This window comes from Arcicella lustrica (assembly GCF_034930985.1).
Taxonomy (GTDB): domain Bacteria; phylum Bacteroidota; class Bacteroidia; order Cytophagales; family Spirosomataceae; genus Arcicella; species Arcicella lustrica.
The window spans coordinates 176,661-199,989 of record NZ_JAYGIM010000012.1 but is presented as its reverse complement, the minus strand read 5'-3'; the positions used below and the strand labels follow the sequence as shown (position 1 = coordinate 199,989).

Genomic DNA, 23,329 nt, shown 5'->3' with positions numbered 1-23,329 from the left:
TCCTGTTGAGAGGGGAGCTTTTGAGCTAAAAAAGCCCCCTCTCAACAGGAGAGGGGGTTGGGGGTGAGGTTTTCTTTAAAATCTATTATAATTTGATGGCTTCTAAAAACTCAGGACTATCAGGTTTTACTTTTGAAGCAAAGAAATGTGTTAATTCTCCTTTTTCGTTGATAACGTATTTACAGAAATTCCAAGATGGTTCTTTGTCATTCCAACCGTTCAACGATTTAGTGGTTAACCATTGATACAAAGGACATTTACCTTCGCCTTTCACTACCACTTTTGAAAACATCGGGAAAGAAACACCATAATTTTTCTTGCAAAAAGTAGAGATTTCTTCATCAGAACCAGGTTCTTGTCCACCAAATTCATTTGCTGGGAAACCCAATACTACTACTTTATCTTTATTTGCTAGATAGAATTTTTCCCAATCTGCATATTGTGGCGTAAATCCACATTTAGAAGCAGTGTTCAAAATAATTACTTTTTTGCCTTTGTAAATCGACAAATCTACATTTTTGCCATCTAAAGATTTCACTTTGAAATCATAAAGACCTTGCTTTGCTGGAGCTTCCATCGTTTCTGGACGAACTGCAATATCATTTTGAGTAAAAGGTACTGCTAAAGCACCCATCAATGAGCCAATTTTCAATAGTTTGAGTAACATAATTGTGATGATGATTAAGATGAAAGTTAAAATAATTTTCTTTTTCATGAAATGGCAAATGCTACATTCTGCTTGGAACATTTATTCCTAATAACGCCATTGCCTTCTTAATTGTTTCTCCAACCACACTCGAAAATGCAATTCTAAATTGCTGAGCATCCAAATCGGTCTCATTAAAGATACTTACTTCGTTATAAAAACGGTTGTAAGCCTTCGCCAAGTCGTAAGCATATTGGGCAATTAAAGACGGAGAAAGCTCTCTACCAGCATCTGCTAATTTTTTCGGGTATTCGCTCAATAAATATATTACTTCTTGTTCAGATTCATGCAAGGTTTTGTAATTACTTGCTACACCAATAATTCCTTGTTCATGCGCTTTTCTTAAAATAGAACAAATACGAGCATGAGTATATTGAATAAATGGCCCTGTATTTCCTTGGAAATCGATTGATTCTTCTGGATTGAACAACATTCTTTTCTTAGGGTCAACTTTTAGTAAGAAGTATTTCAAAGCGCCCATTGCTAAAGTATGATACAGTTCTTCGGCTTCTTCTTTTGAGAAACCATCGATTTTGCCAAGCTCTAAAGTACGTTCACGAGCTGTATCCGTCATTTCTTGCATCAAATCGTCAGCATCCACCACTGTTCCTTCACGAGATTTCATTTTTCCCGAAGGTAAATCTACCATTCCATAACTTAAATGATAAGTACCGTCTGAGTATGGACGACCCAATTTTTTCAAAATCTTGAACAATACTTCAAAGTGATAATCTTGTTCATTTCCAACTACATACACCGATTTCGACATTTTAAAGTCATTATACTTTAAATCTGCCGTGCCTATATCTTGAGTGATATATACCGAAGTACCATCTTTACGCAATACCAATTTTTGGTCTAATCCTTCATCGGTTAAATCAATCCAAACCGAAGAATCTTCTTTTTGGAAGAAAACACCTGATTTTAAACCTTCTTCAACAGACTTTTTACCCAATAAATAAGTATTTGATTCACGATAGATTTTATCAAAACTTACGCCCATTTTTTGATAAGTTTGGTTGAAACCCGCAAAAACCCAATCGTTCATTTTGTTCCAAAGTGCCAAGGTTTCAGCATCGCCTTCTTCCCATTTCAATAGCATTTCTTGCGCTTCAATTAAAAGCGGTGCTTGTTTTTTAGCATCATCTTCCGATAAACCATTCGCTTTTAAAGCTTCAATTTCTACTTTATAATGTTTATCGAATTCTACGTAATATTTACCAACCAAATGGTCACCTTTCAATCCTGATGACTCAGGTGTTTCTCCATTTCCAAATTTTTGGTAAGCCAACATCGACTTACAAATATGAATTCCTCGGTCGTTTACTAAATTGGCTTTTACTACTTCATAACCATTGGCTGACAAAATTTGAGCAACCGAAAAGCCCAAGAAATTATTACGAAGGTGACCAAGGTGCAAAGGTTTGTTGGTATTTGGCGAAGAATATTCCACCATTACTGTTTCCTTTTTATCAGCTAATTGTCCAAACTTTTTATCTTTAAAAATTCCACCGAACATATCAAGCCAAGCAGCATCGGCAATAGAAATGTTTAAAAATCCTTGCACAACATTGAAAGCCTTCACCACACCCGAATTAGCCACCAAGTAATTCCCGATAGCGTTTCCCAATTCAACAGGAGATTTACGTAAAGTTTTTACATAAGGGAAAACCACAAAAGTGAAAGAACCTTCAAAATCTTTACGAGTGGGTTGAAGGGCAATATTCGATTCTTCTACGTCAAATTCAGCTTTCAAAGCCGCTGCGATGTGCTCTTGTAATATTTTTTCTAAATTCATTAAAATTGTTTTTTATACTGACTGCCCGTAAAATCAAATCTTGAAATTTGCTACTGTGGCAAGTGATTTTATATTTTTTTCTATTTTAAAATTCGTTCAAAAACCAACGAAGCTTCTTCTTTAACTTCATTTTTACTAGATTTTGCTTCTAAGGTATCTAAAAAATCTTCTACTTATTCCCTATGAATTTTAAGGTCAATAACCACCGCTGTTTTTAAACCTTTTTCATTCGTCAAATAATTAATTCCTTTCATCTCTTTCCTTTTTTGATGTGGAATAAATAAAATCAAATTTCATTCATATAATTTTCTACAAAGTTAGCCAATTTTATCTTGAGTAAACATCGGATTTTGTAACTTGTTATTCTAAATGTATTCAAGCTATGAAGTATCTACTAACTAAACTTTCGTTGTTGTTGAGGTTAAGAACAATTCATCGTTTTACTTCAATACATCAAAAAATTGCTTTTACAGGATTTCTTTCCTTTTTGTTACTTTCTCAAAACATTTTTGCACAGCTCAACCAAGTTGCTTCCATTGAAATTCCCAAGAATAATAAAACGGAAGAAACCATGACGGTTTTGCCATTAGAAAATGATGGCTTGCTCTTGACGCTCGAAAAAAATGGAATGTACAATCGTGATGGCATGCAATGGACATTCCAAAAGTACAATACCGACTTTCATTTATCGTGGACTACTAATTTTTCAATGGCTTATGAATATGAGCTTCAAATGAGTTTTCAGAACAAAGATTACTTGTTTTGGCTTTTTAGTATTCCAGAAACTCCCAAAATCAATATTGTTCGAATTGATTTAACTAGAGGAGAAATTGATGAATTTAAAGGCGAATTACCAAGTATTATTGATTTTTCTTTCTTTAAAGTATTGAGCAATACGGCTTTTTTGGGTGGAATTTATTTTGATAAACCTATTGTTGCTTCTTTTTCATTTTTCAATCAAAAAGCTAAAGTACTCCACGGTTTGTACGATGACCGACTGGAAATTAATGCTTTGGAAATTGATGAAAAAAGAAATGAATTGAACGTTATCGTCAAAGAGCGTAGAAAAGGAAAATGTGGTTTGGTGATTCAAACTTACTCTTACGAAGGTAAATCTTTGAGAACCATCCATGTACCTGATAAAGAAGGAAACAGTTTGAGTTTTATCAGTGGAAAAATGTTGACTTTAAATGAAAAAGAGACGCTTTTGGTCGGCAATTTTTCGAATAACTGCAATGAATTTTCAAAAGGTTTATACCTTACTCGTTTGGAAGAAGGACTCGAAAAAAACACCAACATCATCAAATTTGCTGATTTGAAAAACTTTTTCACTTTTATGTCGCCCAAGAAACAAGAAAAGCTGAAAGAAAAAATTGAACAGAAAAAGAAAGAAGGAAAAGATCCAAATTTTAGCTATAAATTACTGGTCCACAACTTATTAGAAACTAAAAAAGGAGCAATTTTAGTTGCTGAAATCTATTATACTTTGCCTAAAAACTACAATAATTTCAATACTGTAACCCGAACAAGGTTCAAGAATTATGAAAACAAAGACGATTATCGTTTTACGCACGCCGTCATTTGTGAATTTGATAAAGAAGGAAATCTTTTATGGGATAATGCCTTGGTCATGGATAATTTAGAAAGTGGTGAATTGGTAGAACAAGTACAAATTTCTAGTTTACAAGACCGTTATTTGATGGCGTATTTCAAAAAAGGCAAAGTACAAATGCAGCAAATCAGGAAAAATGAAGTATTAGGAGAAATTGAAACTTTTGAAATAAAAAGCGATAGTACGCAAAAAGCCGATGAAGATGCCAATGTTGCAGCTTGGTACAATCAGAATTTTCTGGTTTGGGGAAAAAGAAAGTTAGAAGGTAATAGTCGTTTAGATGAATTACCAAGAGAAGTATTTTACCTTCGGAAGCTCCATTACGTTCCACAAAAAGAGACAAAAAGTCAGTAAGCAAAAAGGTTGAAATTACAATCATTCCAGTTAAGAAGGCAGAGCGAAGCTTTTTTCATACCTTTGCAAAAAACATTAATCATGTACCACGACGCCCTTCAACATTTACGCAAAGGAGATACTCTTCTTTACCCCTCTGATACTATTTGGGGTTTAGGATGTGATTCCCGCAACGAAAAAGCCGTTGAAAAACTTTATCAGCTTAAACAAAGACCTGAAAGTAAGGCTTTTATCATTTTGATTTCAAAAATCGAACAACTTTCAGAATATGTAACTGAAGTACCAGAAATTGCTTGGAATTTGGTAGAATTCGCAGAAAAGCCATTGACAGTAATTTATCCGCAAGGGAAAAATCTTGCGCCGAATTTATTGGGCGAAGACGGTTCCATTGCCATTCGTTTGGTGAAAGATGAATTTTGTAAAGGTTTAGTTTACAAATTTGAACGTGCCATTGTTTCTACTTCGGCAAACCTTTCTGGAGAACCTTCTCCGCAAAAATTTGAAGACATTTCTCCGAAAATCATTGAAAATGTTGACTTCATTTTGAAGAATCCCAAAGGAGAAAATAAAAATATTCAGCCTTCACAAATTGTAAAATTAGGGCTTGGTGGTGATTTTAAATTCATCAGAAAATAAATTACTTAGTGATTAGTAGTGATGCAGTAGGCTATAAGCTTTAGGCAGTAGGCAAACTATATTTTGTTAAAAAAGATAGTTTTATGCTTATTACATACAGCCTAAAGCAAGTAAAATCAATCAACAATAATACAAAGGGTAATTTGTGAGCGGTCAACCGCTGCGATTTAAATGTAGTAATCAATAAATCGCTCAATTACTTATCAATATGAATTTCGCAGAAACTTTACATACAAATCCAATTTTTAAAATTGTGGCAGATGCCGCAAAAGCCTTAAATGTACCTGCTTATGTAGTAGGTGGATTTGTGCGTGACCTTATTTTAAATCGACCTTCCAAAGATATTGACATCGTTTGTGTAGGTTCGGGCATTGAATTAGCAGAATTAGTTGCCAAAAACTCTGGCAGAGAAGATACTTACCTTTCCGTTTTCAAAAATTTTGGAACGGCAATGATAAAATTAGACGATTGGGAAGTAGAATTTGTAGGGGCAAGAAGAGAATCTTACCAACGTGATTCACGCAAACCCATCGTAGAAGATGGTACTTTAGAAGACGACCAAAACCGCAGAGATTTCACCATCAATGCGATGGCGATTTCTTTGAACGATAATAATTTTGGTGAATTAATCGACCCTTTTGATGGCTTGGCTGATATTCGTAGAAAAATCATCAAAACGCCTTTAGAGCCAAGTATTACTTTTTCGGACGATCCGCTCAGAATGATGCGAGCTATTCGCTTTGCTACGCAACTCAATTTTGATATTCATCCAGATACTTTTGATGCGCTTATCAAGGAAAGAGAACGTATTGATATTATTTCAAAAGAACGTATTACTGATGAATTGAATAAAATCATTTTGGCAAAAAAGCCCTCTTACGGTTTTCTATTATTAGATTCTTGCGGTTTGTTAGAAAAAATTTTTCCAGAGTTCGTAAAACTAAAAGGCGTAGAAACCGAAGAAGGCAAAGGGCATAAAGATAATTTTTATCATACGCTACAAGTACTGGATAACGCTTCTACTAAAACCGATGATTTATGGATTCGTTGGGCAGCCATTTTACACGATATTGCCAAACCTGCTACCAAACGTTTTGATAAAAAGCGTGGCTGGACTTTCCACGGGCATGAGGAAATGGGAGCAAAATGGGTGAAAGGAATTTTCACCGAGATGCGTTTGCCTTTGAATGAAAAAATGCGTTTTGTAAAAAAATTGGTTCGTTTACATTTACGACCAATCGCTCTATCCAAAGAAGCCATTACCGATTCAGCACTCAGACGTTTGCTCTACGAAGCAGGCGAAGATTTAGAAGGTTTGATGATACTTTGTCGGGCAGATATTACTTCTAAAAACGGTGAAAAAGTAAAAAAATACCTCCGCAATTTCGACATCGTAGAGCAGAAATTAAAAGAAGTAGAAGAAAGTGACAAATTACGTCAATTTCAGCCAGTAGTAACAGGCGAACTTATTATGGAATTATTTGGCATTAAACCATCCAAAGAAGTAGGCATCATCAAAATAGCTGTTCGTGAAGCCATTTTAGAAGGACAAATTGAAAATACTTTAGAATCAGGCATTCCATTTGTGTTGGCAGAAGGAGCTAAATTAGGTTTGGTGGCAGTTGAGAAATAGCCACCAAAACCGAAATTCATCACAAGCAAAGACACCATTTCTGCACGAAGTTTTTATATTGTTGAAAAAAAATATCAGCAATGAACCAAAACCATTCTCGACGCAAATTTCTCCAAACTACTGCTTTGGCTGGAACAGCTCTACTGATTCCAGATACTCTTTGGGCAAGTAAATCTTCTCAAAAAAATATTGGCTTACAATTATATTCTGTCCGTGACGACATGAAAAAAGACCCTTTGGCTACGCTAAAAGCTGTTGCTGAAATGGGTTATAAAAATGTAGAACATGCCAATTACATCAATCATAAATTTTATGGTTACGAACCAAAGGAGTTTCGTAAAATTATTGATGATTTAGGACTTTCGATGCGAAGTGGTCACGTGGTGATGAAAGGAGAAGACTGGGACGCTACTAAGCAAGATTTTACTGACTCTTGGAAACAAACCGTGGAAGATGCTGCTATTCTTGGACAAAAGTATTTAATCAGCCCGTGGTTGGATATTAGTCTCCGCAGAAATTTTGAAGATTGCAAACGCTTTATGGATGTATTCAACAAAGCAGGTGAACTTTCTTTGAAATCAGGCGTAAAATTTGGCTATCATAACCATGACTTTGAATTTAGTCTTCGTCTGACGAGTGTAAAAGTGTATGACATCATTATGCAATACACTGACCCTAAATTAGTTTGTCAGCAATTAGATATTGGTAATATGTACGGTGGTGGCGGTCGTCCGATGGAATTATTGAAACAATATCCCGGTCGTTTTGAATTGATGCACGTGAAAGACGAAGTAAAAGGCGAAAAAGAGCCTTGGGAAAGTTCAATGCTTGGCAAAGGCATTATGAATGTAGCAGAAGTATTGAAAATGGCTGCCAAAACTGCTGGAACAACCGAGTATATCATCGAACAAGAATCTTATCAAGGGCATACTCCACTGGAATCTATGAAATATGATTTGGAATGGATTAAGAAAGTGAAGTTTTAGCAAGCTTATGAGTTGAAAGTTTATGAGTCGAAACTGTATTTGTTTTCTCATAAACCTTCAACTCATAAATCATATTATTTTTTCCCTCGAACAGCCTTAGCAATGGCTTCCCATTTTTCTTCAGATACTTCGTTTAAATCAGAAAATTCCCCTGCTCCCATCAGCCATTCTCCGCCGTCAATCGTAATTACTTCGCCGTTAATATATGCTGAAAATTCTGACATTAAGTAAGCTGCTAAATTGGCTAATTCATGATGTTCACCTACTCTTTTGAGTGGAATTCTATTTTCTGGGGCTAATTTATTTGCCAACTCCTCTCCCATCGCTTCTGCTGGAAAGAGTCTTTCCCAAGCTCCTTGTGTTGGAAACGGACCCGGAGCAATGGCATTAAAACGAATACCATACTTTGCCCCCCATTCTACAGCTAAAGAGCGTGTCAAGGCTAAAACCCCAGCTTTTGCTGTTGCTGATGGCACTACATAAGCTGAACCCGTCCAAGCATAAGTAGTCACAATAGACATTACTGTTCCTTTTATTTTTTGTTCAATCCAATATTTCCCGACGGCTAAACTAAAGTTATAAGAGCCTTTTAAAACAATATCAACAACAATATCAAAAGCTTTGTGTGATAGTTTTTCGGTAGGACTAATAAAATTACCAGCGGCATTATTTACCAATCCATGCACAGCACCGAAATGCTCAACTGAACTTTTCAGTACATTTTCTACTTCATCATAATTTCTAGCATCACAAGCAATCGCCAATACTTTCCCTCCTGTTTCTGCTATAAGTTCCGCAGCCGTTTCGTCCAAAACTGCTTTTTTTCTTGAAGCAATTACAACGTTGGCACCCAACTCTAAAAAATATTTTGACATCGAACGCCCCAAGCCAGTTCCTCCGCCTGTTACAATAATTGTTTTTCCTCGCAAGGCTCCATCCCTTAGCATTGGTTCATTAAAATTCATAGCAATCAATTTTATACAATTTCAAGATAAAATATAATGCAATATGAATTAAATATAATTATTATGCAAGCATACCTTTGTTGATTTTATTGAACAAAGAAAAATCCTCATAAAGCATCTCGAAAGAATACTTTATGAGGATTTTAAAACCTAGAATGAAGGTTTAAGGGAAATTACTTTCCAGCAACTAAAGTTACATCTAAATTGAAAACGTCATCGATAGCTTTGTCACCGATTGATTCGAAGAATTTCTTAGAACCGTATTTCACGTTGAAATCTGTTCTGTCAACTGGAATAGAAGCAGTTGCAGTAGTTTTTCCACCAGCAGTTGTAATTTTAGCAGGGAAAGTGATTGATTTTGTGATGCCGTGTAAAGTTAAATCTCCTGTGATGTTTGCACCAGCTACTTTAGTGATTTTGAAAGTAGAAGTTGGGAATTTTTCTACTTCGAAGAAATCACCAGTTGTGATGTGACCGATGAATTTTTTGTTGTATTCAGCATCAGTGATGTCAGTACAAACGATTGATTTCATGTCGATTACAAAAGAACCACCAGTTACTTTGTTTCCTGAAGTTACTAATGAACCTGAAGAAATAGCAATTGTACCTTCGTGCTGACCTGTTACTTTTTTAGCCAACCAGTGAATTTTACTTCCTTTTGTATCAACCGCTAAAGTTGTTGCTTTTTTACCTGTGTTTGGAGTACCTGCAACTGCTACGTTTACAAACAAAGCTGCTGCTAAAACGCTAAGAATAGATTTGATAGATTTCATTACTTGAATTTATTTATTGTTATTTATTAAAATTATTTATTGTTCTGATTCGGGTGGCGATTGTCTCAATTTATCCAACAAATCGCTTAATTGTAGGGCTTCACTTTCTGTTAAACCATAAAGTTGTTGCTCCCATTGTTTTTGTAATACATCTAGTTCAGCTAATAAGTCTAAACCTTTTTGAGTAATCAAAATGTCAACAGCACGGCGGTCGTTCGGGCATTCACGTCTTACAACCATCTCTTTCAACAAAAGCTTATCCACTAATCTTGAAGCGTTAGACATTTTATCCAACATTCTTTCAATAATTCCTATCACTGTGATAGGTTCTGGATGATGCCCTCTCAAAATTCTAAGAACGTTGTATTGCTGAAGTGTTAAATCATAAGGTTTTAAAACTTCCATTTGCAAAGTAGCCAACCAATTGTTTGTATAAACAATATTGACCATCGCTTTCGAATGGGCTGATTTAAAGCTTGCTTGTTTTATGTCTTTTTCGATGCTCATAATTTTATTACGATACAAATTTAATGTAAAAACATTTAATGTCAATACATTTAATTGTTAATTTTTTGTTAATAAAAATAACATACTGAATATCAAGTGCTTAATATCACATACTTGCCGAATCTCTCATCTTATTCAGTAAATTATGAAGTACTTTAATTTCTTCTTTCGTCAGTTTTGAGTAATTGGCTTCCCATAAAGCTACTTTTTTGTTTAATTCATCTACTAATAATAAACCTTTAGGAGTAATGGCAACGTTCATTGAACGCTTATCTATCTTTGAACGAACTTTAACAACAAGTTTTTTTTCGACTAATTTATCTACCAAACGAGAAGCATTAGACATTTTATCTAACATTCTTTCGATAATAAAATTAACTGAAACAGCATTGGGATGGCTTTCACTAAGGATTTTTAACACGAAATATTGTTTATCCGAGAGATTATAGGGCTTTAAAAGTTGTGTATAGTGATTCAATAACCAACTATCTGTGTACATCAAATTCACTGCAACTTTTTGATAAACATTCTTAAAGGACTTCTGCTTAATGTCTTTTTCAATGGACATAATCTAATCGTTTACTTAGGTTAAACTTTATACTAATTTTAAAAACGTAAGCTAATGAGATATTGTTTCGAAATGGCTTAAAACTTAGTTAACGGTCATTTTTTTACCTAAAAGGTACAATTTCAGGTGCCGAAATATCAAAATCTTTTAGTCTTAAATTATAGGTATCATTAAATGAGGCATTCAAAACTTGGATATTGGGCAGATTGGGGAAGTATGAAAATTTAATTTGGAAAGTATTAAACGTTAAATTTTCATTTCTGAGGCGTATCCCAATTCCAATACTTGTATAGGGCGTTTGCTTGAACAAAAACTCATTTTTAGGATTAATAAATGCAAAATCTGTCTGAAAAAATGGAGCAATTCTGAATCCGACAAAATTCAATTTTGAAAAAAACACTATCTGATAACCCAAACCCATTTTTTTCGTTCCCCAAAGTTTATCACTATTTACATCTAAAATTCCATTTTCACGATTAACATTGATGAACTCTCCTGTGTAACGTTGTGTACCAAAGGCATATCGTAAATTAACAAAATGCCTGATTTGTGTACGTCTTCTAAAAGCATGAAGCGTACTGAAATAATTGGACTCAATGCTCATTCCAGTTGTACCGTTTGAGTAACCTCCAACATTTATTAATCCATACAAATAACCAGCTTTGCCAATATACTCTCCTTTCGCAAGTTTTATTCCTGCATACCAACGACTCCCGAAAGCATCGGAATTTTCCATACCTGTTACAAAACTAGCCAAGTAACCGTAGGGAACGTCTTCCGTTAATCCGAAACCATAAATCAAAATATCACGTTTGTATTTTCTATTTGAAAAACCGATTCCAATCAAATAATCTCGGTGATTTCTATAAAGTTGATTGGTATCGGCCGTTACTTCTGGGCGTTTATCAAACCTTACATCGCTAAATCTAAGTCCGACTACAAATCTAGAACGACTGTCTTTTCCTTTGTTCAAAAAATTTACTTTAAAGGCACGAGCCAACCAAAAATCTATAAAATCCTTTTTGATAGGAAAAAAGAAATTGGTGCTATCGTTAAGTCGGTAGGTTGTGCCATCAAAAGCCCTGAATTGCATGCGTTCATTTTCATCTTTACTTATTACTAAACCTCCTGCTAATTTCATTTCAGGTGTAAGAAAAGGACGAAAAAGCCGAAAAGCATAATGTGAAGAAGTTCTCTTCAACTCTAATTCAGCCTGACCAGTCACAAACGTTTTACCGATATAAGGAATGGTGTAAGTACTGGCATATTCTAAAGCGGGTTTTTCACGGGTATTCATGAAAAAAGTATTACTCCACGAATGTCCTACGCCCCTAAAATTTACCTGCCGAACCCTGATTGAATAATTTTGTAATCCATTGGCTTCGCCATCAACAATTAAAGACCAAATATCTTGGGTAAGTACTAATAAATCTACTAAATTAGGATACTCTGGGTCGGGTAAAACCAATATTCGGGCATCGTGGAGAATAGCACTTTGGCGCATCAAGCGCTCATTATCTCTTAATCTATCAGCATCAACAATATCACCCACATTGAATAACAAAAATGATTTTCGAATTACACTCTCTTGAGTATTCGCATGTAATGAACTCAAAAACTTTTCAAAACCTTCCGCAATTCTAGTGGTATCGGCAATACTTTCTCCGAATACTCTTAGGCGTTTTACATAGATTTTACGAATTACTCTACCTTCGTATTCGGTAAATGGATCGTCTTCAATTTTTACAATTTCTTGCCCTTGATTATTCGTATTATAAACATCTTTGAACAAAGCATGATGGATTTCTCTGAGGATTTTATTTTTAGAAAACTTCTTTTTGAGTTTAGTAAAAGTAAGGCTATCTTTTTCAGATTTCATGCTGACATATAGTGCTGTTGCTTTTACCTTTGGAATTTCTATCCTAATTGAGTCTAAATTTTGTGCATTTGAATTGATGGGAGTAATAAAAAGTAATATACTCATGAAGAAAATAAACTTCATGAGCTGATTGACTGAATTTGAGTAAATTTGTCGAGTTTTATTCATTAATTTTAATTTCCCAAAACAAGAAATAATGCTTCAATTAACTAAACCGCTTATTCTAGCGTCCAACTCACCCCGTCGCCAACAGTTATTACGAGAGGCTGGTTTTGAGTTTACTGTTAAAGTAAAAGATACCAACGAAGACTTTCCTAATACCATGCCAGCTATTGAAGTTCCCGCTTTTTTAGCACTCAAAAAAGCAGAGGCATTCAAAGAAGAGCTTGACAATCAAATCATTCTTACTGCCGATACCATCGTGGTTGTGGATAATGATATTCTAAATAAACCCAAAGATGCTATCGAAGCAAGCTTGATGCTTAAAAAATTATCGGGTCGTCAGCACCAAGTAATTACTGGCGTTTGCGTGATGACAAAGGAAGGTACGCAAAATTTTGTCGATATTGCCAATGTTTTCTTCCGTGAACTAACGAACCAAGAAATTGAATATTACATTAAAACTTGTAAGCCTTTCGATAAAGCTGGAGCTTATGGCGTTCAAGATTTTATTGGAATGGTTGGTATTCCACGCATGGAGGGTTCATATTTTACCGTAATGGGTTTGCCCGTTCACCGTGTTTATGATGCCCTTCAACCATTCTTCAAAATTCAATAAAATACTGTTTATCAAACATTTAGTTTCTGGTTCTGTAAAATACTTCATCTTTGCATAACTAGAAGCTAAAAGCTGATTTTTCTTCTTTTTCTTGGCAAAATTCACCTCAAAGTACTATTTAACAATTAAATATTTCTACGTTATACCTGTGTAGCACTCTACCAAAGTACTCGCTCCTTTCTAGTACCTTCGGGTTTCCATTGACCAACCTTTTATAAACATCATGAAAAAATCAACAATACTATTCGCTCTGTTTTGGGTGATTAGCCTCTGCTCTTTTGCACAGGTCGTCACCACAATTCCTGCATTACCAAATGGAGACCAAGAAATTACCATCATCTTCAACCTAAAACTTGCCAAAGATTCTCGTGCGAAAGCTTTATTAGGCAAAACATCCGACGTTTACTTATGGTCTGGCGCAGGCACTACCGAAACGGGCGATGCCTTTCAATATCAACCTGCTGGGCAAACCAATTTTGCCCAACCTTTTGAAAAAGGAAAAATGACTTCTCTCGGCAATGACCAATGGAGTATCAAAATGAAACCCAGAGATTATTATGCAGTGCCAGTTTCATCAACCATCAAAAGACTTGGAGCATTATTAAAAAGTGGCGACGGGACTGCCCAAACCGAAGACCTCTTTGTAACAATGTACGATAATAAGCTGAATGTGGCTTTTATTCAACCTCAAGAAAAAACATTTTTTGCCAACGCAGGCAGTACAATTCCCATTGTAGCTGTGGCATCACAAAAAGCTAATTTAAGTTTAACAGTGAATGGTAGCACTGTTGTAACGAGTATTAATAACGATTCCTTGAAGTATTCTTTGAACGTAGGGAATATTTCTGGGGCCATCCAAACTGTAAAATTTACTGCCACAAGCCTAACCGAAACATCCACTACGGAATTTATTGTTACTGTGAAACCAACGCCAATTACTGAAGCCTTGCCAGCGGGTTTAAAAGATGGTATTAATTATATCTCTGATACAAAAGTTGCTTTGGTACTTTTTGCTCCAAAAAAAGATTTCGTTTACCTCATTGGAGACTTTAATCTATGGAAAAGTGATGCTAAGTATTTGATGAAACGTACTCCTGATGGCAACCGTTATTGGCTAGAAATTGAAGGTTTAACCAAAGGAGAAGAATACGCTTATCAGTATTTAGTAAATGGTACTTTAGCCGTTGGTGACCCATATTCTGAAAAAATACTTGACCCTAATAATGACCAATACATTACAAGCAGTACTTACCCAAACCTGAAAAAACTCCCAGAAACGGTAAAGAGTATTGCTTCTGTTTTTCAGATTGGACAAACGCCCTATCAATGGAAAACGACTAATTTCAAACGTCCTTCACAAGATAATTTGGTGATTTACGAATTACATATTCGTGATTTTGATACGGATGGTTCTTACAAAAATGCCATCAATAGAATTCCTTATTTAAAAACATTGGGAATCAATTGTATTGAGTTAATGCCTGTGACGGAATTTACAGGGAATGATTCTTGGGGTTATAATCCAATTTATTACTTCGCTGCCGACAAGGCTTATGGTACTAGAGAAGACCTGAAGAAATTCATTGATACTTGTCATGAAAATGGTATTGCTGTGGTTCTGGACATTGTTTTCAACCAAGCAGATTATGAATTTCCTTATGTGAAAATGTATTGGGATGGCTCGCAACCTTCTACAGATTCACCATTTTTCAATCAGCAGGCAAATCATCCATTTAGCGTTTTCTTCGATTTCAACCATGAAAGCCTCAATACCAAAGCGTATGTAAACCGTGCAAATGAATTTTGGTTGAAAGAGTATAACATTGATGGTTATCGAGTGGATTTAGCCAAAGGCTTTACACAAAAAAGTTCTTCAAACGATAGTCAGTTTAGACTGTACGACCAAAGTAGAGTTGATATTTTAAAAGGATATTACGATAATATCAGAAGCTTCGATAAAGATGCTTACTTCATTCTTGAATTATTTTCAGAAGATAAAGAAGAACAAACTTTTACAGATTTGGGAATGATGGTTTGGGCGAATCTCAATGGTGAATTCAGAAATGCTGTAAAAGGGAATGCCAGTGATTTCAGCCGACTTTCTTACAAAGCTCGTGGTTTCAAAAATGCAGGAGCAATTGGTTATATGGAAAGCCACGATGAAGAAAGAGTAGCTTATGATGCTTTGAAAAACAGTAAGGCGATTTTCAGTGTGGCAACTGTGATGGAAAGAACAAAGGCGGCGGCGGCAATGTTTTTTGCAATTCCGGGGCCGAAAATGGTTTGGCAATTTGGAGAATTGGGCTATGATATTTCTATCGACCAAAATGGTAGAACGGGCAAAAAGCCAATTCGTTGGGACTATAAAGACGATGCCGACCGAATGAAACTGTATAAAGTATTTTCGGAATTAATTAAATTAAAAACGAATCAGGAAGTATTTAAAACGAGTGATTTTCAAACGGAACTTTCAACAACTGTTAAAAAAATTACTTTGAATTCAGCTTCTCAAAAAATACTCATGATTGCTAATTTTGATTTAGAGCAGAAGACAATCACAGATGTTTTTCCTAGTACTGGCAAATGGTACGATTTCTTTACCAATTCAGAAATCAATGTAAGCGATTTAAAAACGAAATATGTATTAGCACCTGGACAATTTCATGTATTGAGCAGCGTGGCTTTAGCCAAACCAGAAGCCAATTTAGTACCTTGGAAATTAGAAGAAGAAAGGATTTTGGCAAATGCAGAAGAACAAGAAGTTGGGATTAAAGTCTATCCAAACCCAAGTGAAGAAATCATTACGGTTGAAGTAAACACTCAACAAAAAGGAACGATATTACTTAAAATCAATAATTTATCAGGAAAACCAGTTTATGAAAGTGAACAAAAAGACGCTGGTAAAATCTACCCTATCGACATCCGACAACTTCCGCAAGGAATTTATTTATTGAATGTCAGCCAAGGCGAAAAACAATTCACGAAGAAATTCATTAAAAAATAAATTGAAATGATGTTTTGAGCGTCTTTTAGATTCTCAAGATATACTTCGAGTATCTCACGAGATACTTTTTTGCGGTAATTTGCGGTAATTTATATCTCACGACATACTTCAAGTATCTCGTGAGATATTTTTTTGCGGTATTTTGCGGTAATTTATATCAACGGACATACTTAAAGTATCTAACGAGATACTTTTTGCGGTATTTTGCGGTTTTTAGTATCAACCGAAATAATCAAAGTAGGAAACAACAATTTCTTTATTATTGATTACTTTTCAGTAAGAAATTCTGAATAATTGACAGCAAAATGTAAACTAAAATGATGACAGGAACTGCCACAAATTTTAAGAAAACTAGCAGAAAAATAGAAAGAATCAGGAATACATACTTCGTTTGATTTGACTTCCAGTCAAAATCCTTGAATTTCAAAGCAAACAGCGGTAACTCTGCCACCAATAAATACGACATGATGATAGAGTAGAAAATCAACACATTATAATTGATAAAAAAATCTTTGTATTCTGGTTGATAAAAAGCGATAAGTGGCAAAGCTGCCACAACCATTCCATTCGCAGGTGTTGGCACACCAATAAAAGAATCACTTTGACGAGTATCAATATTAAATTTAGCCAAACGTACTGCTGAAAAAATAGCTAATCCAAAAGCAATATAAGGTTTATGAAAACCGAAAAGCCCAGTAGTACAATAACCAGTACAACTACTTTCAATAAGATTCAACATCATAAAAGCAGGCAAAGCACCAAAAGTAACCATATCTGCCAATGAATCTAATTGTTTTCCGATAGGCGAAGAAACATGTAACAATCTAGCCACAAAACCATCGAGCCAGTCACAAATTAAGGCAATTCCAATTAAGTAAGATGCAGTTTGCAAGTCACCATTGAACACCTTTAAAATTCCAAAGCATCCGCAAAGTAAATTGGCACAAGTTAGTGTGTTAGGAATGTGTTTTTTAATTTCAATCATTTTATTCAGATGAAGATGTTTTTTTACAATCGGATAAAAGGGTTATAAATTTTTTCAAAACCAATTGTTGTAGTTTCACCGTGACCGGGATATACCACCATATCATCCTCAAGGGTATAAAGTTTGGTTCTAATACTATTTTCTAAATCTTCAAAACTGCATAAAGGGAAATCAGTTCTACCAATACTTCCTTTGAACAACACATCACCACTCACACAAATTTTTTCAGCTTTATTCAAAAAAGCAACATGACCAGGCGCATGACCGGGCACAAAAATTATTTCTAATGCAGATTTACCAAAAGTTATTACATCACCTTCTTCAATAAAAACATCTACAGTTGACTCCTCATAAGTAGGAAAACCATAATATTCAGCTCTACTTCCAGCATTCAATAAAAGTGGTAAATCTTCTTTATGAAGATGCAATTTCACACCGTATGTTCTTTTGATAAATTCATTGCCCAAAACATGATCAATATGTGCATGTGTATTCAATAGATGAATCACCTTCAAACCTTGGTCATGAATATAATTTTTCAAAGCACTTCGTTCCTCATAAACATGGCAACCGGGGTCGATGATGACACATTCTTTGGTCTCATCAAAGAGCACATACGTGTTTTCGCCAAAAGGGTTAAACCTAAATGTTTGAACTTGAATCATAGTAGTGGTGAATAATTAATGTTTAAAAGCGCACAAAGATGACGATAAATCCTCGAAATTTTTAGATTGATAATAAAAACATCGTAGGTTTTTTATGCAAATCAGGTTTTTGTTTTTTCCACTCAGCAATTGTTTTTGTCTGAATGAATTCATCTGAACCCGTTACATTACAAGCAATACATAAAAAAGTACTTGAAGCTAAATTACTCAATAAATCATCTAACAATTGATTATTTCTAAAAGGCGTTTCCATGAAAATTTGGGTCTGTCCTTTTCTTGCATCATTTTCAAGTACTTTCATTTTTTTAGCTCTTTCTACTTTATCAATGGGCAAATAGCCATGAAAAACAAATGATTGTCCAGAAAAACCTGATGCCATCAAACCCAAAAGAATCGACGAAGGACCAACCAAAGGTACTACTTTCATTCCCAATTGATGGGCGGTCTGTACTGCCAAAGCACCGGGGTCGGCTACGCCAGGGCAACCCGCTTCTGAAATCACGCCAATTGATTTGCCTTCAGGAATTTCTTTAAAATACTGCTTTACTTTAGCAAGAGGAGTATCTTTATCTAATTCAAAAAAATGAAGTTGGTCTATTACTTTACCGACTTTCAATTCGCTGATAAAACGACGAGTCGTGCGAATATTTTCAACAAAATAATAATCAGTTTCCTTGATTACTTCTCTGATTTGTGGAGAAAGTCCTGATTCAGAAGTATCAGGAGCTAATGTGGAAGGAATTAAAAAAAGCATTTTTAAAACGATTTGTTTGAGATTGTAATCCAGAAAAATTCTTAAAACATTTAAGCTTTTACAAATCGAGATAATACTTCGATGAATTCTTGAGGTTTATCAGCTTGCACCCAATGCCCCGCTCCTTCTATGGTTTCTAATTCATAATTCGGGAATAATTCCCAAATTTTACGCTCATCTTCTGGCTGAATATAATGAGATGATGCTCCACGAATAAATAAAACAGGTTGAGTTACACTGTGTTCATTTTCAAGTTCATGCCCAACTACATCAATATTTTTAGTGATTACAGGAACGTTGATTCGCCAATCGAACTCATTGTTTTTTTCAGGATTTCGCCAAAGGTTCTTTAAAAGAAATTGACGAACGCCTTCACTTTCTTCGAATCTTTTTAAAATCTCGTTCGCTTCGGTTCTACTTTTTAAGTTTTTTAAATCAACTGCTGCCAATCCTTGTAAAATCATTGAGTGATGAACAGGGTAAAATTTAGGAGCAATATCAACTACCACCATTTTAGCAAAAGCATCTGGATAATTCATCGCAAACTGCATAACTACTTTTCCTCCCATTGAATGCCCAACTAAAATAGGATTTTCGATAGCATTTTCTTCGATAAATTCTTTCAAATCAGCAGCCATTACTTCGTAATTAAAGACATCACTTCTTGGCGATTGACCATGATTTCGTTGGTCGAGCATATAAACAGTATGTTGCTCTGCAAGTACTTTACCGATAGTTAACCAATTATCCGACGAGCCAAAAATACCGTGTAAAATGACAATATTCGAACCACTTTCTCCTGTTTTTCTACAATATAATTTCATTGAAAATTGTATAAATTACCATGCTGAGCTTCAAGAAATTTTCTCAAATTCAGGATGAATAATGTTATTGCTAATGTTTATATATCAAAAATTCATCTTTAATGAATAACTTTTTCAAAGTTCCCCTTTCTTTTTCAATATTACAAATAGCCTAAAAAGGCATATTCAAGCAAAATTATCTATTAAATCCCCTTTTAAAAAAACTTTTATAGCGATATTTAGTTTATTAAAATCAAATATACTGGCAAGAGGTAAATCTTCAAAAAATACTAAACTTATAGAGTTATAAATAAGTTATTTTATAATTGAATCTTTCTTTTCCAAAAAAAGGCAGACAACTAAACTTTTCAAACAAATAATTGCACTATACCTACAAATCAAGCGATTAGACTATTCTTGTTTACAGTTTCTTAATAAAGGTATATTGTTCTTGCTAAAAAAAAGTTGTTATTTTGCAAACAAATTCAACAATTCAAATTCTAACTAAATTCCAAATTTTCAACATGAAAAAATTCTTTACTACAAAGGTAATTTTCGGTTTCCTACTGATTTTTACAGCATTTTTTTCGAGTAATACTTTTGGTCAGGTAACAAGCTCTCAGATTACGGGTATTGTTACAGATGACAAAGGTTCTGGACTTCCGGGTGCTACAGTTATTGCCGTTCACGTTCCTTCAGGTTCACGTTATGGGGTAACTACTAATGCAGCGGGGCGTTATACTTTACCAGCTGTTCGTGTTGGTGGACCTTACACAGTTAAAGCTTCATTTGTTGGTTTTAAAGACCAAGTTCAAGAAGGCGTTGTTGCTAACTTAGGAGCTGCATCAAATGTAAGTTTCAAATTAACTGAAACTGAAAATGCACTTGCTGAGGTAACAGTAACAGGTAGCCGTTCTGACATCATGTCATCTAACCGTACTGGTGCTGCTGCTTCATTCGGCACAAATGCGATTAACAGTCTTCCAACAATCGGTCGTACTATTAATGATATTACTAAATACAATGCTTATAGCAATGGTCGTTCTTTCGCTGGTCAAGATTCACGTTTCAACAACTTCACTATCGACGGTTCAGTTTTCAACAACGGTTTTGGTTTAGGTAGTTCAGCGCAAGCGGGTGGTCGTACTGGTACAACTGCTGTTTCATTAGACGCTATCGAACAAGTACAAGTAAACATTGCTCCATTTGACGTTCGTCAATCTGGTTTTGCAGGTGCTGGTATTAACGCAGTTACTCGTTCAGGAACAAACGAATTCACAGGTTCCGCATACCACATTTTCAGAAATAGTGATTTAGTTGGAAAGAAAGCAGATGGCAAAAGTTTACCTCCTGTTAACCTTAATGAGAAGACTTATGGCTTTAGAGTTGGAGGACCGCTTATTAAAGATAAATTATTCTTCTTTGCTAACTACGAGAATTTTAAAAGTTCAACTCCAGCATTGAACTGGGTTGCAAACCGTTCTGGTGCTACAGGTAATGTTTCTCGTGTTTTATATTCAGACATTGAGGATTTAGGCAACTTTATGAGAACCAATTTTAATTATGAAATTGGTGCAATTGATGGATTCAATAATGAAGTAAATAGTAATAAAGGATTAGTTCGTTTAGATTACAATATCAATAACAATCACAAATTAAGTGTAAGATATTCGTATCATAATTCAGAATCTGACGCTGTAATAAGTAATAGTAATAGTAGTAATACTGCTGGTAACGGAAACAGAACAGGTGTACCTACTGGATCTTATGCTGGTGATTTAGCTCTTTCTCCACAGAACACTGGTTACAAAATTCAAGATAACACTCGCTCAATTGTAGCTGAATTAAGTTCAACTTTCAATAGTAAATTTGCTAATAGTTTCATAGCAACATATAATAAACAAATTGAAGATAGAGTACAACAAAGTCTTTTCCCAACAATTGATATTTTGAAAGATGGTTCTACTTACACTACAATGGGTATGGACCCTTTTACACCAAACAATAAATTAAATTATTCAACATTAAATTTCACGGATAATTTAAGTTATTTCGCAGGTAAGCATACATTTACTTTAGGTTTGAGTTATGAATACTTTACTTCAAACAACGTATTCTTCCCTTCTTCAAACGGTGTTTGGGTGTTTAACTCAATTGCTGATTTCAAAACAGCAGCATTAGCTTATAAAGCAACTCCAACATTGACAGTTTCTCCTGTACCTATCGCTCGTTTCAACTATCGTTATTCTTTATTACCTGATGGACAAGAACCTCTTCAAACATTGAAAGTTTCTAATTATTCAGCTTATGTACAAGATGAATTCCAAGTAAATGAGAAATTGAAAGTTACTGGTGGTCTTCGTTTCGATGTGTTTAGCTATGATAATTCAACTTCATCAGCATTCTTTAACCCTGTAGTTGCCAACTTAACTTACAAGGACGAAAACAATGAAAATTTAAGAGTAAATACAGGAGCTTTCCCAACTGCTAAATTATTAGTGTCTCCAAGAATTGGTTTCAACTATGATGTTAAAGGAGATAGATCTCTTCAAGTAAGAGGTGGTACAGGTATTTTTGTATCTCGTGTTCCACAAGTATTAGTATCTAATCAGTTAGGAAATAATGGTGTAAATACTGCTGTGGTAAACCCTACTACTGCTGCTGAAAGATTGAATTATCCATTCACTTTAAATCCATCAGTTTACAAACCAACTACAACAGATATAACAAAATTACCTGCTTATGCTGTAAATGCTTCAACTGAAGATTTGAAAAACCCAATGATTTGGAAATCAAACATTGCTGTAGATTATAAGTTGCCATTTGGCTTAATCGGTACTTTAGAAGCTATCTATAACAAAAATATTCAAGCCTTACGTTATATTGATGCTAACTTAAATGGACCTACTACCAAATTTACAGAAGCTGACAAACGTGACCGTTTTACTTCACCAAGATTTATTAACAGTGCAACTACCAACGTATTTGTACTGACAAATACTAATAAAGGTGAATCTTACTCTTTAACTGCTAAAGTAGAAAAACCTACAGTGAATGGTTTAGGTGGTATGTTTGGTTATACTTATGCAAAAGCAAAAGATATTCAATCTGTTGGTAGTACAGTACAAGCAAACATTCCTACAGTAGCTGGACAGAATTATTTAACAACTGCTCTTTCTGATAATGATTTACGTCACCGTTTTGTAGGATATGTTAATTACCGTATTAATTATGGTGGTGAATTTGGAGGTTCAACGATGTTTACTTTAGGTGCTGTTTCTAACAGTGGTTTAAGACAATCTTACGTATTTGCTAGTGATTTCAACGGAGACGGTCAAACAAATGACTTGATTTTTGTTCCTAACAAAGCTTCTGATTTAAACTTTACTCCGTTAACAGTAGGTTCTGGTGCAACTGCTAAAGTTTATACTCCTGCTGAACAAGCTACAGCATTTGATGCATATATCGAAGGCAATTCATATTTGAAAACTCGTCGTGGACAATATGCTGAACGTAACGGTGGTTATTCTCCTTGGTTAACTCGTTTTGACTTTACAGTTGAACAAGATTTTTATGTTAAAGTATCTGAAAAAGGAAAGAAAAATACTATTCGTTTACGTGCAGATATCTTAAACATTGGTAACTTATTAAACAATGCTTGGGGAGTTGGTAACGTATCAACAAGTAGTAGCCCATTAAGACCAACAGTAGCTAGTAATGGTACTGTTACTTATCAATTAGGAACTCAAGTTATTCAAGATGCTTCTGGTGTAAACCAAACTATTTTATTACGTGATTCATTCGTAAAAAGCATCACAGTTGATAACGTTTGGCAAATGCAATTGGGTATCCGTTATATCTTCAACTAATCATTATTGCAGATACAACAACCACAAAAAAACTCAGAGAAATTTCTCTGAGTT

The 23,329-nt window shown here is 34.8% G+C and carries 18 protein-coding genes; 7 read left to right on the top strand and 11 right to left on the bottom strand.

Going from position 1 to position 23,329, the window contains the following annotated elements:
- Nucleotides 1-85: 85 nt before the first annotated feature.
- The gene (locus tag VB798_RS16405) at nucleotides 86-715 is read right to left on the bottom strand and encodes a glutathione peroxidase (protein WP_323260255.1); all 630 of its coding nucleotides are present in this window, start codon (nucleotides 713-715) and stop codon (nucleotides 86-88) included.
- Nucleotides 716-728: 13 nt separating this feature from the next.
- Nucleotides 729-2,504, bottom strand: a complete 1,776-nt coding sequence (gene argS / locus VB798_RS16400; protein ID WP_323260253.1) for an arginine--tRNA ligase — start codon at nucleotides 2,502-2,504, stop codon at nucleotides 729-731.
- Between the two features lie 382 nt (nucleotides 2,505-2,886).
- Here argS and VB798_RS16395 point away from each other — a divergent pair, with 382 nt between their 5' ends.
- From VB798_RS16395 to VB798_RS16380, 4 genes are all read left to right on the top strand, one after another.
- Nucleotides 2,887-4,470: a hypothetical protein gene (locus VB798_RS16395; RefSeq protein ID WP_323260251.1), complete on the top strand. Its 1,584-nt coding sequence runs from the start codon at nucleotides 2,887-2,889 to the stop codon at nucleotides 4,468-4,470.
- Nucleotides 4,471-4,551: 81 nt separating this feature from the next.
- Nucleotides 4,552-5,106: an L-threonylcarbamoyladenylate synthase gene (locus tag VB798_RS16390; protein WP_323260249.1), complete on the top strand. Its 555-nt coding sequence runs from the start codon at nucleotides 4,552-4,554 to the stop codon at nucleotides 5,104-5,106.
- Between the two features lie 208 nt (nucleotides 5,107-5,314).
- Nucleotides 5,315-6,739 carry a CCA tRNA nucleotidyltransferase gene (locus VB798_RS16385; RefSeq protein WP_323260247.1) on the top strand — a complete coding sequence of 475 codons (1,425 nt, stop codon included), beginning with the start codon at nucleotides 5,315-5,317 and terminating at the stop codon, nucleotides 6,737-6,739.
- 80 nt (nucleotides 6,740-6,819) lie between these two features.
- Nucleotides 6,820-7,725 (top strand): sugar phosphate isomerase/epimerase family protein, encoded by a 906-nt coding sequence (locus tag VB798_RS16380; RefSeq protein ID WP_323260245.1) that lies wholly within the window; start codon nucleotides 6,820-6,822, stop codon nucleotides 7,723-7,725.
- Between the two features lie 74 nt (nucleotides 7,726-7,799).
- Here the strand turns inward: VB798_RS16380 and VB798_RS16375 are convergent, their stop codons facing one another.
- The 5 genes from VB798_RS16375 to VB798_RS16355 form a co-directional block, all read right to left on the bottom strand.
- The gene (locus tag VB798_RS16375) at nucleotides 7,800-8,690 is read right to left on the bottom strand and encodes an SDR family oxidoreductase (protein WP_323260244.1); all 891 of its coding nucleotides are present in this window, start codon (nucleotides 8,688-8,690) and stop codon (nucleotides 7,800-7,802) included.
- Between the two features lie 173 nt (nucleotides 8,691-8,863).
- Nucleotides 8,864-9,463, bottom strand: a complete 600-nt coding sequence (locus tag VB798_RS16370; protein WP_323260242.1) for a YceI family protein — start codon at nucleotides 9,461-9,463, stop codon at nucleotides 8,864-8,866.
- 36 nt (nucleotides 9,464-9,499) lie between these two features.
- A complete protein-coding gene (locus tag VB798_RS16365) occupies nucleotides 9,500-9,970 on the bottom strand; it encodes a MarR family winged helix-turn-helix transcriptional regulator (RefSeq protein WP_323260240.1) in 471 nt (156 codons plus the stop codon).
- A 106-nt stretch (nucleotides 9,971-10,076) separates the two neighbouring features.
- The gene (locus VB798_RS16360; protein ID WP_323260238.1) at nucleotides 10,077-10,538 is read right to left on the bottom strand and encodes a MarR family winged helix-turn-helix transcriptional regulator; all 462 of its coding nucleotides are present in this window, start codon (nucleotides 10,536-10,538) and stop codon (nucleotides 10,077-10,079) included.
- A 103-nt stretch (nucleotides 10,539-10,641) separates the two neighbouring features.
- Nucleotides 10,642-12,522, bottom strand: a complete 1,881-nt coding sequence (locus VB798_RS16355) for a hypothetical protein (protein ID WP_323260236.1) — start codon at nucleotides 12,520-12,522, stop codon at nucleotides 10,642-10,644.
- 91 nt (nucleotides 12,523-12,613) lie between these two features.
- On the opposite strand from VB798_RS16355, the gene VB798_RS16350 reads away from it, so the two are divergent.
- Nucleotides 12,614-13,195 carry a Maf family protein gene (locus VB798_RS16350; RefSeq protein WP_323260234.1) on the top strand — a complete coding sequence of 194 codons (582 nt, stop codon included), beginning with the start codon at nucleotides 12,614-12,616 and terminating at the stop codon, nucleotides 13,193-13,195.
- Between the two features lie 223 nt (nucleotides 13,196-13,418).
- Nucleotides 13,419-16,199 (top strand): alpha-amylase family glycosyl hydrolase, encoded by a 2,781-nt coding sequence (locus VB798_RS16345; RefSeq protein ID WP_323260232.1) that lies wholly within the window; start codon nucleotides 13,419-13,421, stop codon nucleotides 16,197-16,199.
- Between the two features lie 259 nt (nucleotides 16,200-16,458).
- On the opposite strand, the gene VB798_RS16340 is transcribed toward VB798_RS16345, so the two are convergent.
- The 4 genes from VB798_RS16340 to VB798_RS16325 form a co-directional block, all read right to left on the bottom strand.
- Nucleotides 16,459-17,184 carry a CDP-alcohol phosphatidyltransferase family protein gene (locus VB798_RS16340; RefSeq protein ID WP_323260230.1) on the bottom strand — a complete coding sequence of 242 codons (726 nt, stop codon included), beginning with the start codon at nucleotides 17,182-17,184 and terminating at the stop codon, nucleotides 16,459-16,461.
- 23 nt (nucleotides 17,185-17,207) lie between these two features.
- Nucleotides 17,208-17,849 (bottom strand): MBL fold metallo-hydrolase, encoded by a 642-nt coding sequence (locus VB798_RS16335; RefSeq protein WP_323260228.1) that lies wholly within the window; start codon nucleotides 17,847-17,849, stop codon nucleotides 17,208-17,210.
- A gap of 61 nt (nucleotides 17,850-17,910) precedes the next feature.
- Nucleotides 17,911-18,603, bottom strand: a complete 693-nt coding sequence (locus tag VB798_RS16330; RefSeq protein ID WP_323260226.1) for an SAM-dependent methyltransferase — start codon at nucleotides 18,601-18,603, stop codon at nucleotides 17,911-17,913.
- Nucleotides 18,604-18,653: 50 nt separating this feature from the next.
- Complete coding sequence (locus tag VB798_RS16325; RefSeq protein WP_323260224.1) at nucleotides 18,654-19,427, bottom strand: alpha/beta fold hydrolase; 774 nt, start codon at nucleotides 19,425-19,427, stop codon at nucleotides 18,654-18,656.
- A 503-nt stretch (nucleotides 19,428-19,930) separates the two neighbouring features.
- Between VB798_RS16325 and VB798_RS16320 the strand changes: the two genes are divergently transcribed.
- Nucleotides 19,931-23,275 carry a TonB-dependent receptor gene (locus tag VB798_RS16320; RefSeq protein ID WP_323260222.1) on the top strand — a complete coding sequence of 1,115 codons (3,345 nt, stop codon included), beginning with the start codon at nucleotides 19,931-19,933 and terminating at the stop codon, nucleotides 23,273-23,275.
- The last annotated feature ends 54 nt before the right edge of the window (nucleotides 23,276-23,329 follow it).

What these genes read in the sequence shown, in the direction of transcription:
- VB798_RS16405 (WP_323260255.1), bottom strand. Translation starts at nt 715, where the DNA reads ATGAAAAAGAAAATTATTTTAACTTTCATCTTAATCATCATCACAATT.
- VB798_RS16350 (WP_323260234.1), top strand. Translation starts at nt 12,614, where the DNA reads ATGCTTCAATTAACTAAACCGCTTATTCTAGCGTCCAACTCACCCCGT.
- VB798_RS16325 (WP_323260224.1), bottom strand. Translation starts at nt 19,427, where the DNA reads ATGAAATTATATTGTAGAAAAACAGGAGAAAGTGGTTCGAATATTGTC.
- VB798_RS16385 (WP_323260247.1), top strand. Translation starts at nt 5,315, where the DNA reads ATGAATTTCGCAGAAACTTTACATACAAATCCAATTTTTAAAATTGTG.
- VB798_RS16370 (WP_323260242.1), bottom strand. Translation starts at nt 9,463, where the DNA reads ATGAAATCTATCAAATCTATTCTTAGCGTTTTAGCAGCAGCTTTGTTT.
- VB798_RS16330 (WP_323260226.1), bottom strand. Translation starts at nt 18,603, where the DNA reads ATGCTTTTTTTAATTCCTTCCACATTAGCTCCTGATACTTCTGAATCA.
- VB798_RS16395 (WP_323260251.1), top strand. Translation starts at nt 2,887, where the DNA reads ATGAAGTATCTACTAACTAAACTTTCGTTGTTGTTGAGGTTAAGAACA.
- VB798_RS16345 (WP_323260232.1), top strand. Translation starts at nt 13,419, where the DNA reads ATGAAAAAATCAACAATACTATTCGCTCTGTTTTGGGTGATTAGCCTC.
- VB798_RS16365 (WP_323260240.1), bottom strand. Translation starts at nt 9,970, where the DNA reads ATGAGCATCGAAAAAGACATAAAACAAGCAAGCTTTAAATCAGCCCAT.
- argS (WP_323260253.1), bottom strand. Translation starts at nt 2,504, where the DNA reads ATGAATTTAGAAAAAATATTACAAGAGCACATCGCAGCGGCTTTGAAA.
- VB798_RS16320 (WP_323260222.1), top strand. Translation starts at nt 19,931, where the DNA reads ATGAAAAAATTCTTTACTACAAAGGTAATTTTCGGTTTCCTACTGATT.
- VB798_RS16360 (WP_323260238.1), bottom strand. Translation starts at nt 10,538, where the DNA reads ATGTCCATTGAAAAAGACATTAAGCAGAAGTCCTTTAAGAATGTTTAT.
- VB798_RS16375 (WP_323260244.1), bottom strand. Translation starts at nt 8,690, where the DNA reads ATGAATTTTAATGAACCAATGCTAAGGGATGGAGCCTTGCGAGGAAAA.
- VB798_RS16380 (WP_323260245.1), top strand. Translation starts at nt 6,820, where the DNA reads ATGAACCAAAACCATTCTCGACGCAAATTTCTCCAAACTACTGCTTTG.
- VB798_RS16335 (WP_323260228.1), bottom strand. Translation starts at nt 17,849, where the DNA reads ATGATTCAAGTTCAAACATTTAGGTTTAACCCTTTTGGCGAAAACACG.
- VB798_RS16355 (WP_323260236.1), bottom strand. Translation starts at nt 12,522, where the DNA reads ATGAGTATATTACTTTTTATTACTCCCATCAATTCAAATGCACAAAAT.
- VB798_RS16390 (WP_323260249.1), top strand. Translation starts at nt 4,552, where the DNA reads ATGTACCACGACGCCCTTCAACATTTACGCAAAGGAGATACTCTTCTT.
- VB798_RS16340 (WP_323260230.1), bottom strand. Translation starts at nt 17,184, where the DNA reads ATGATTGAAATTAAAAAACACATTCCTAACACACTAACTTGTGCCAAT.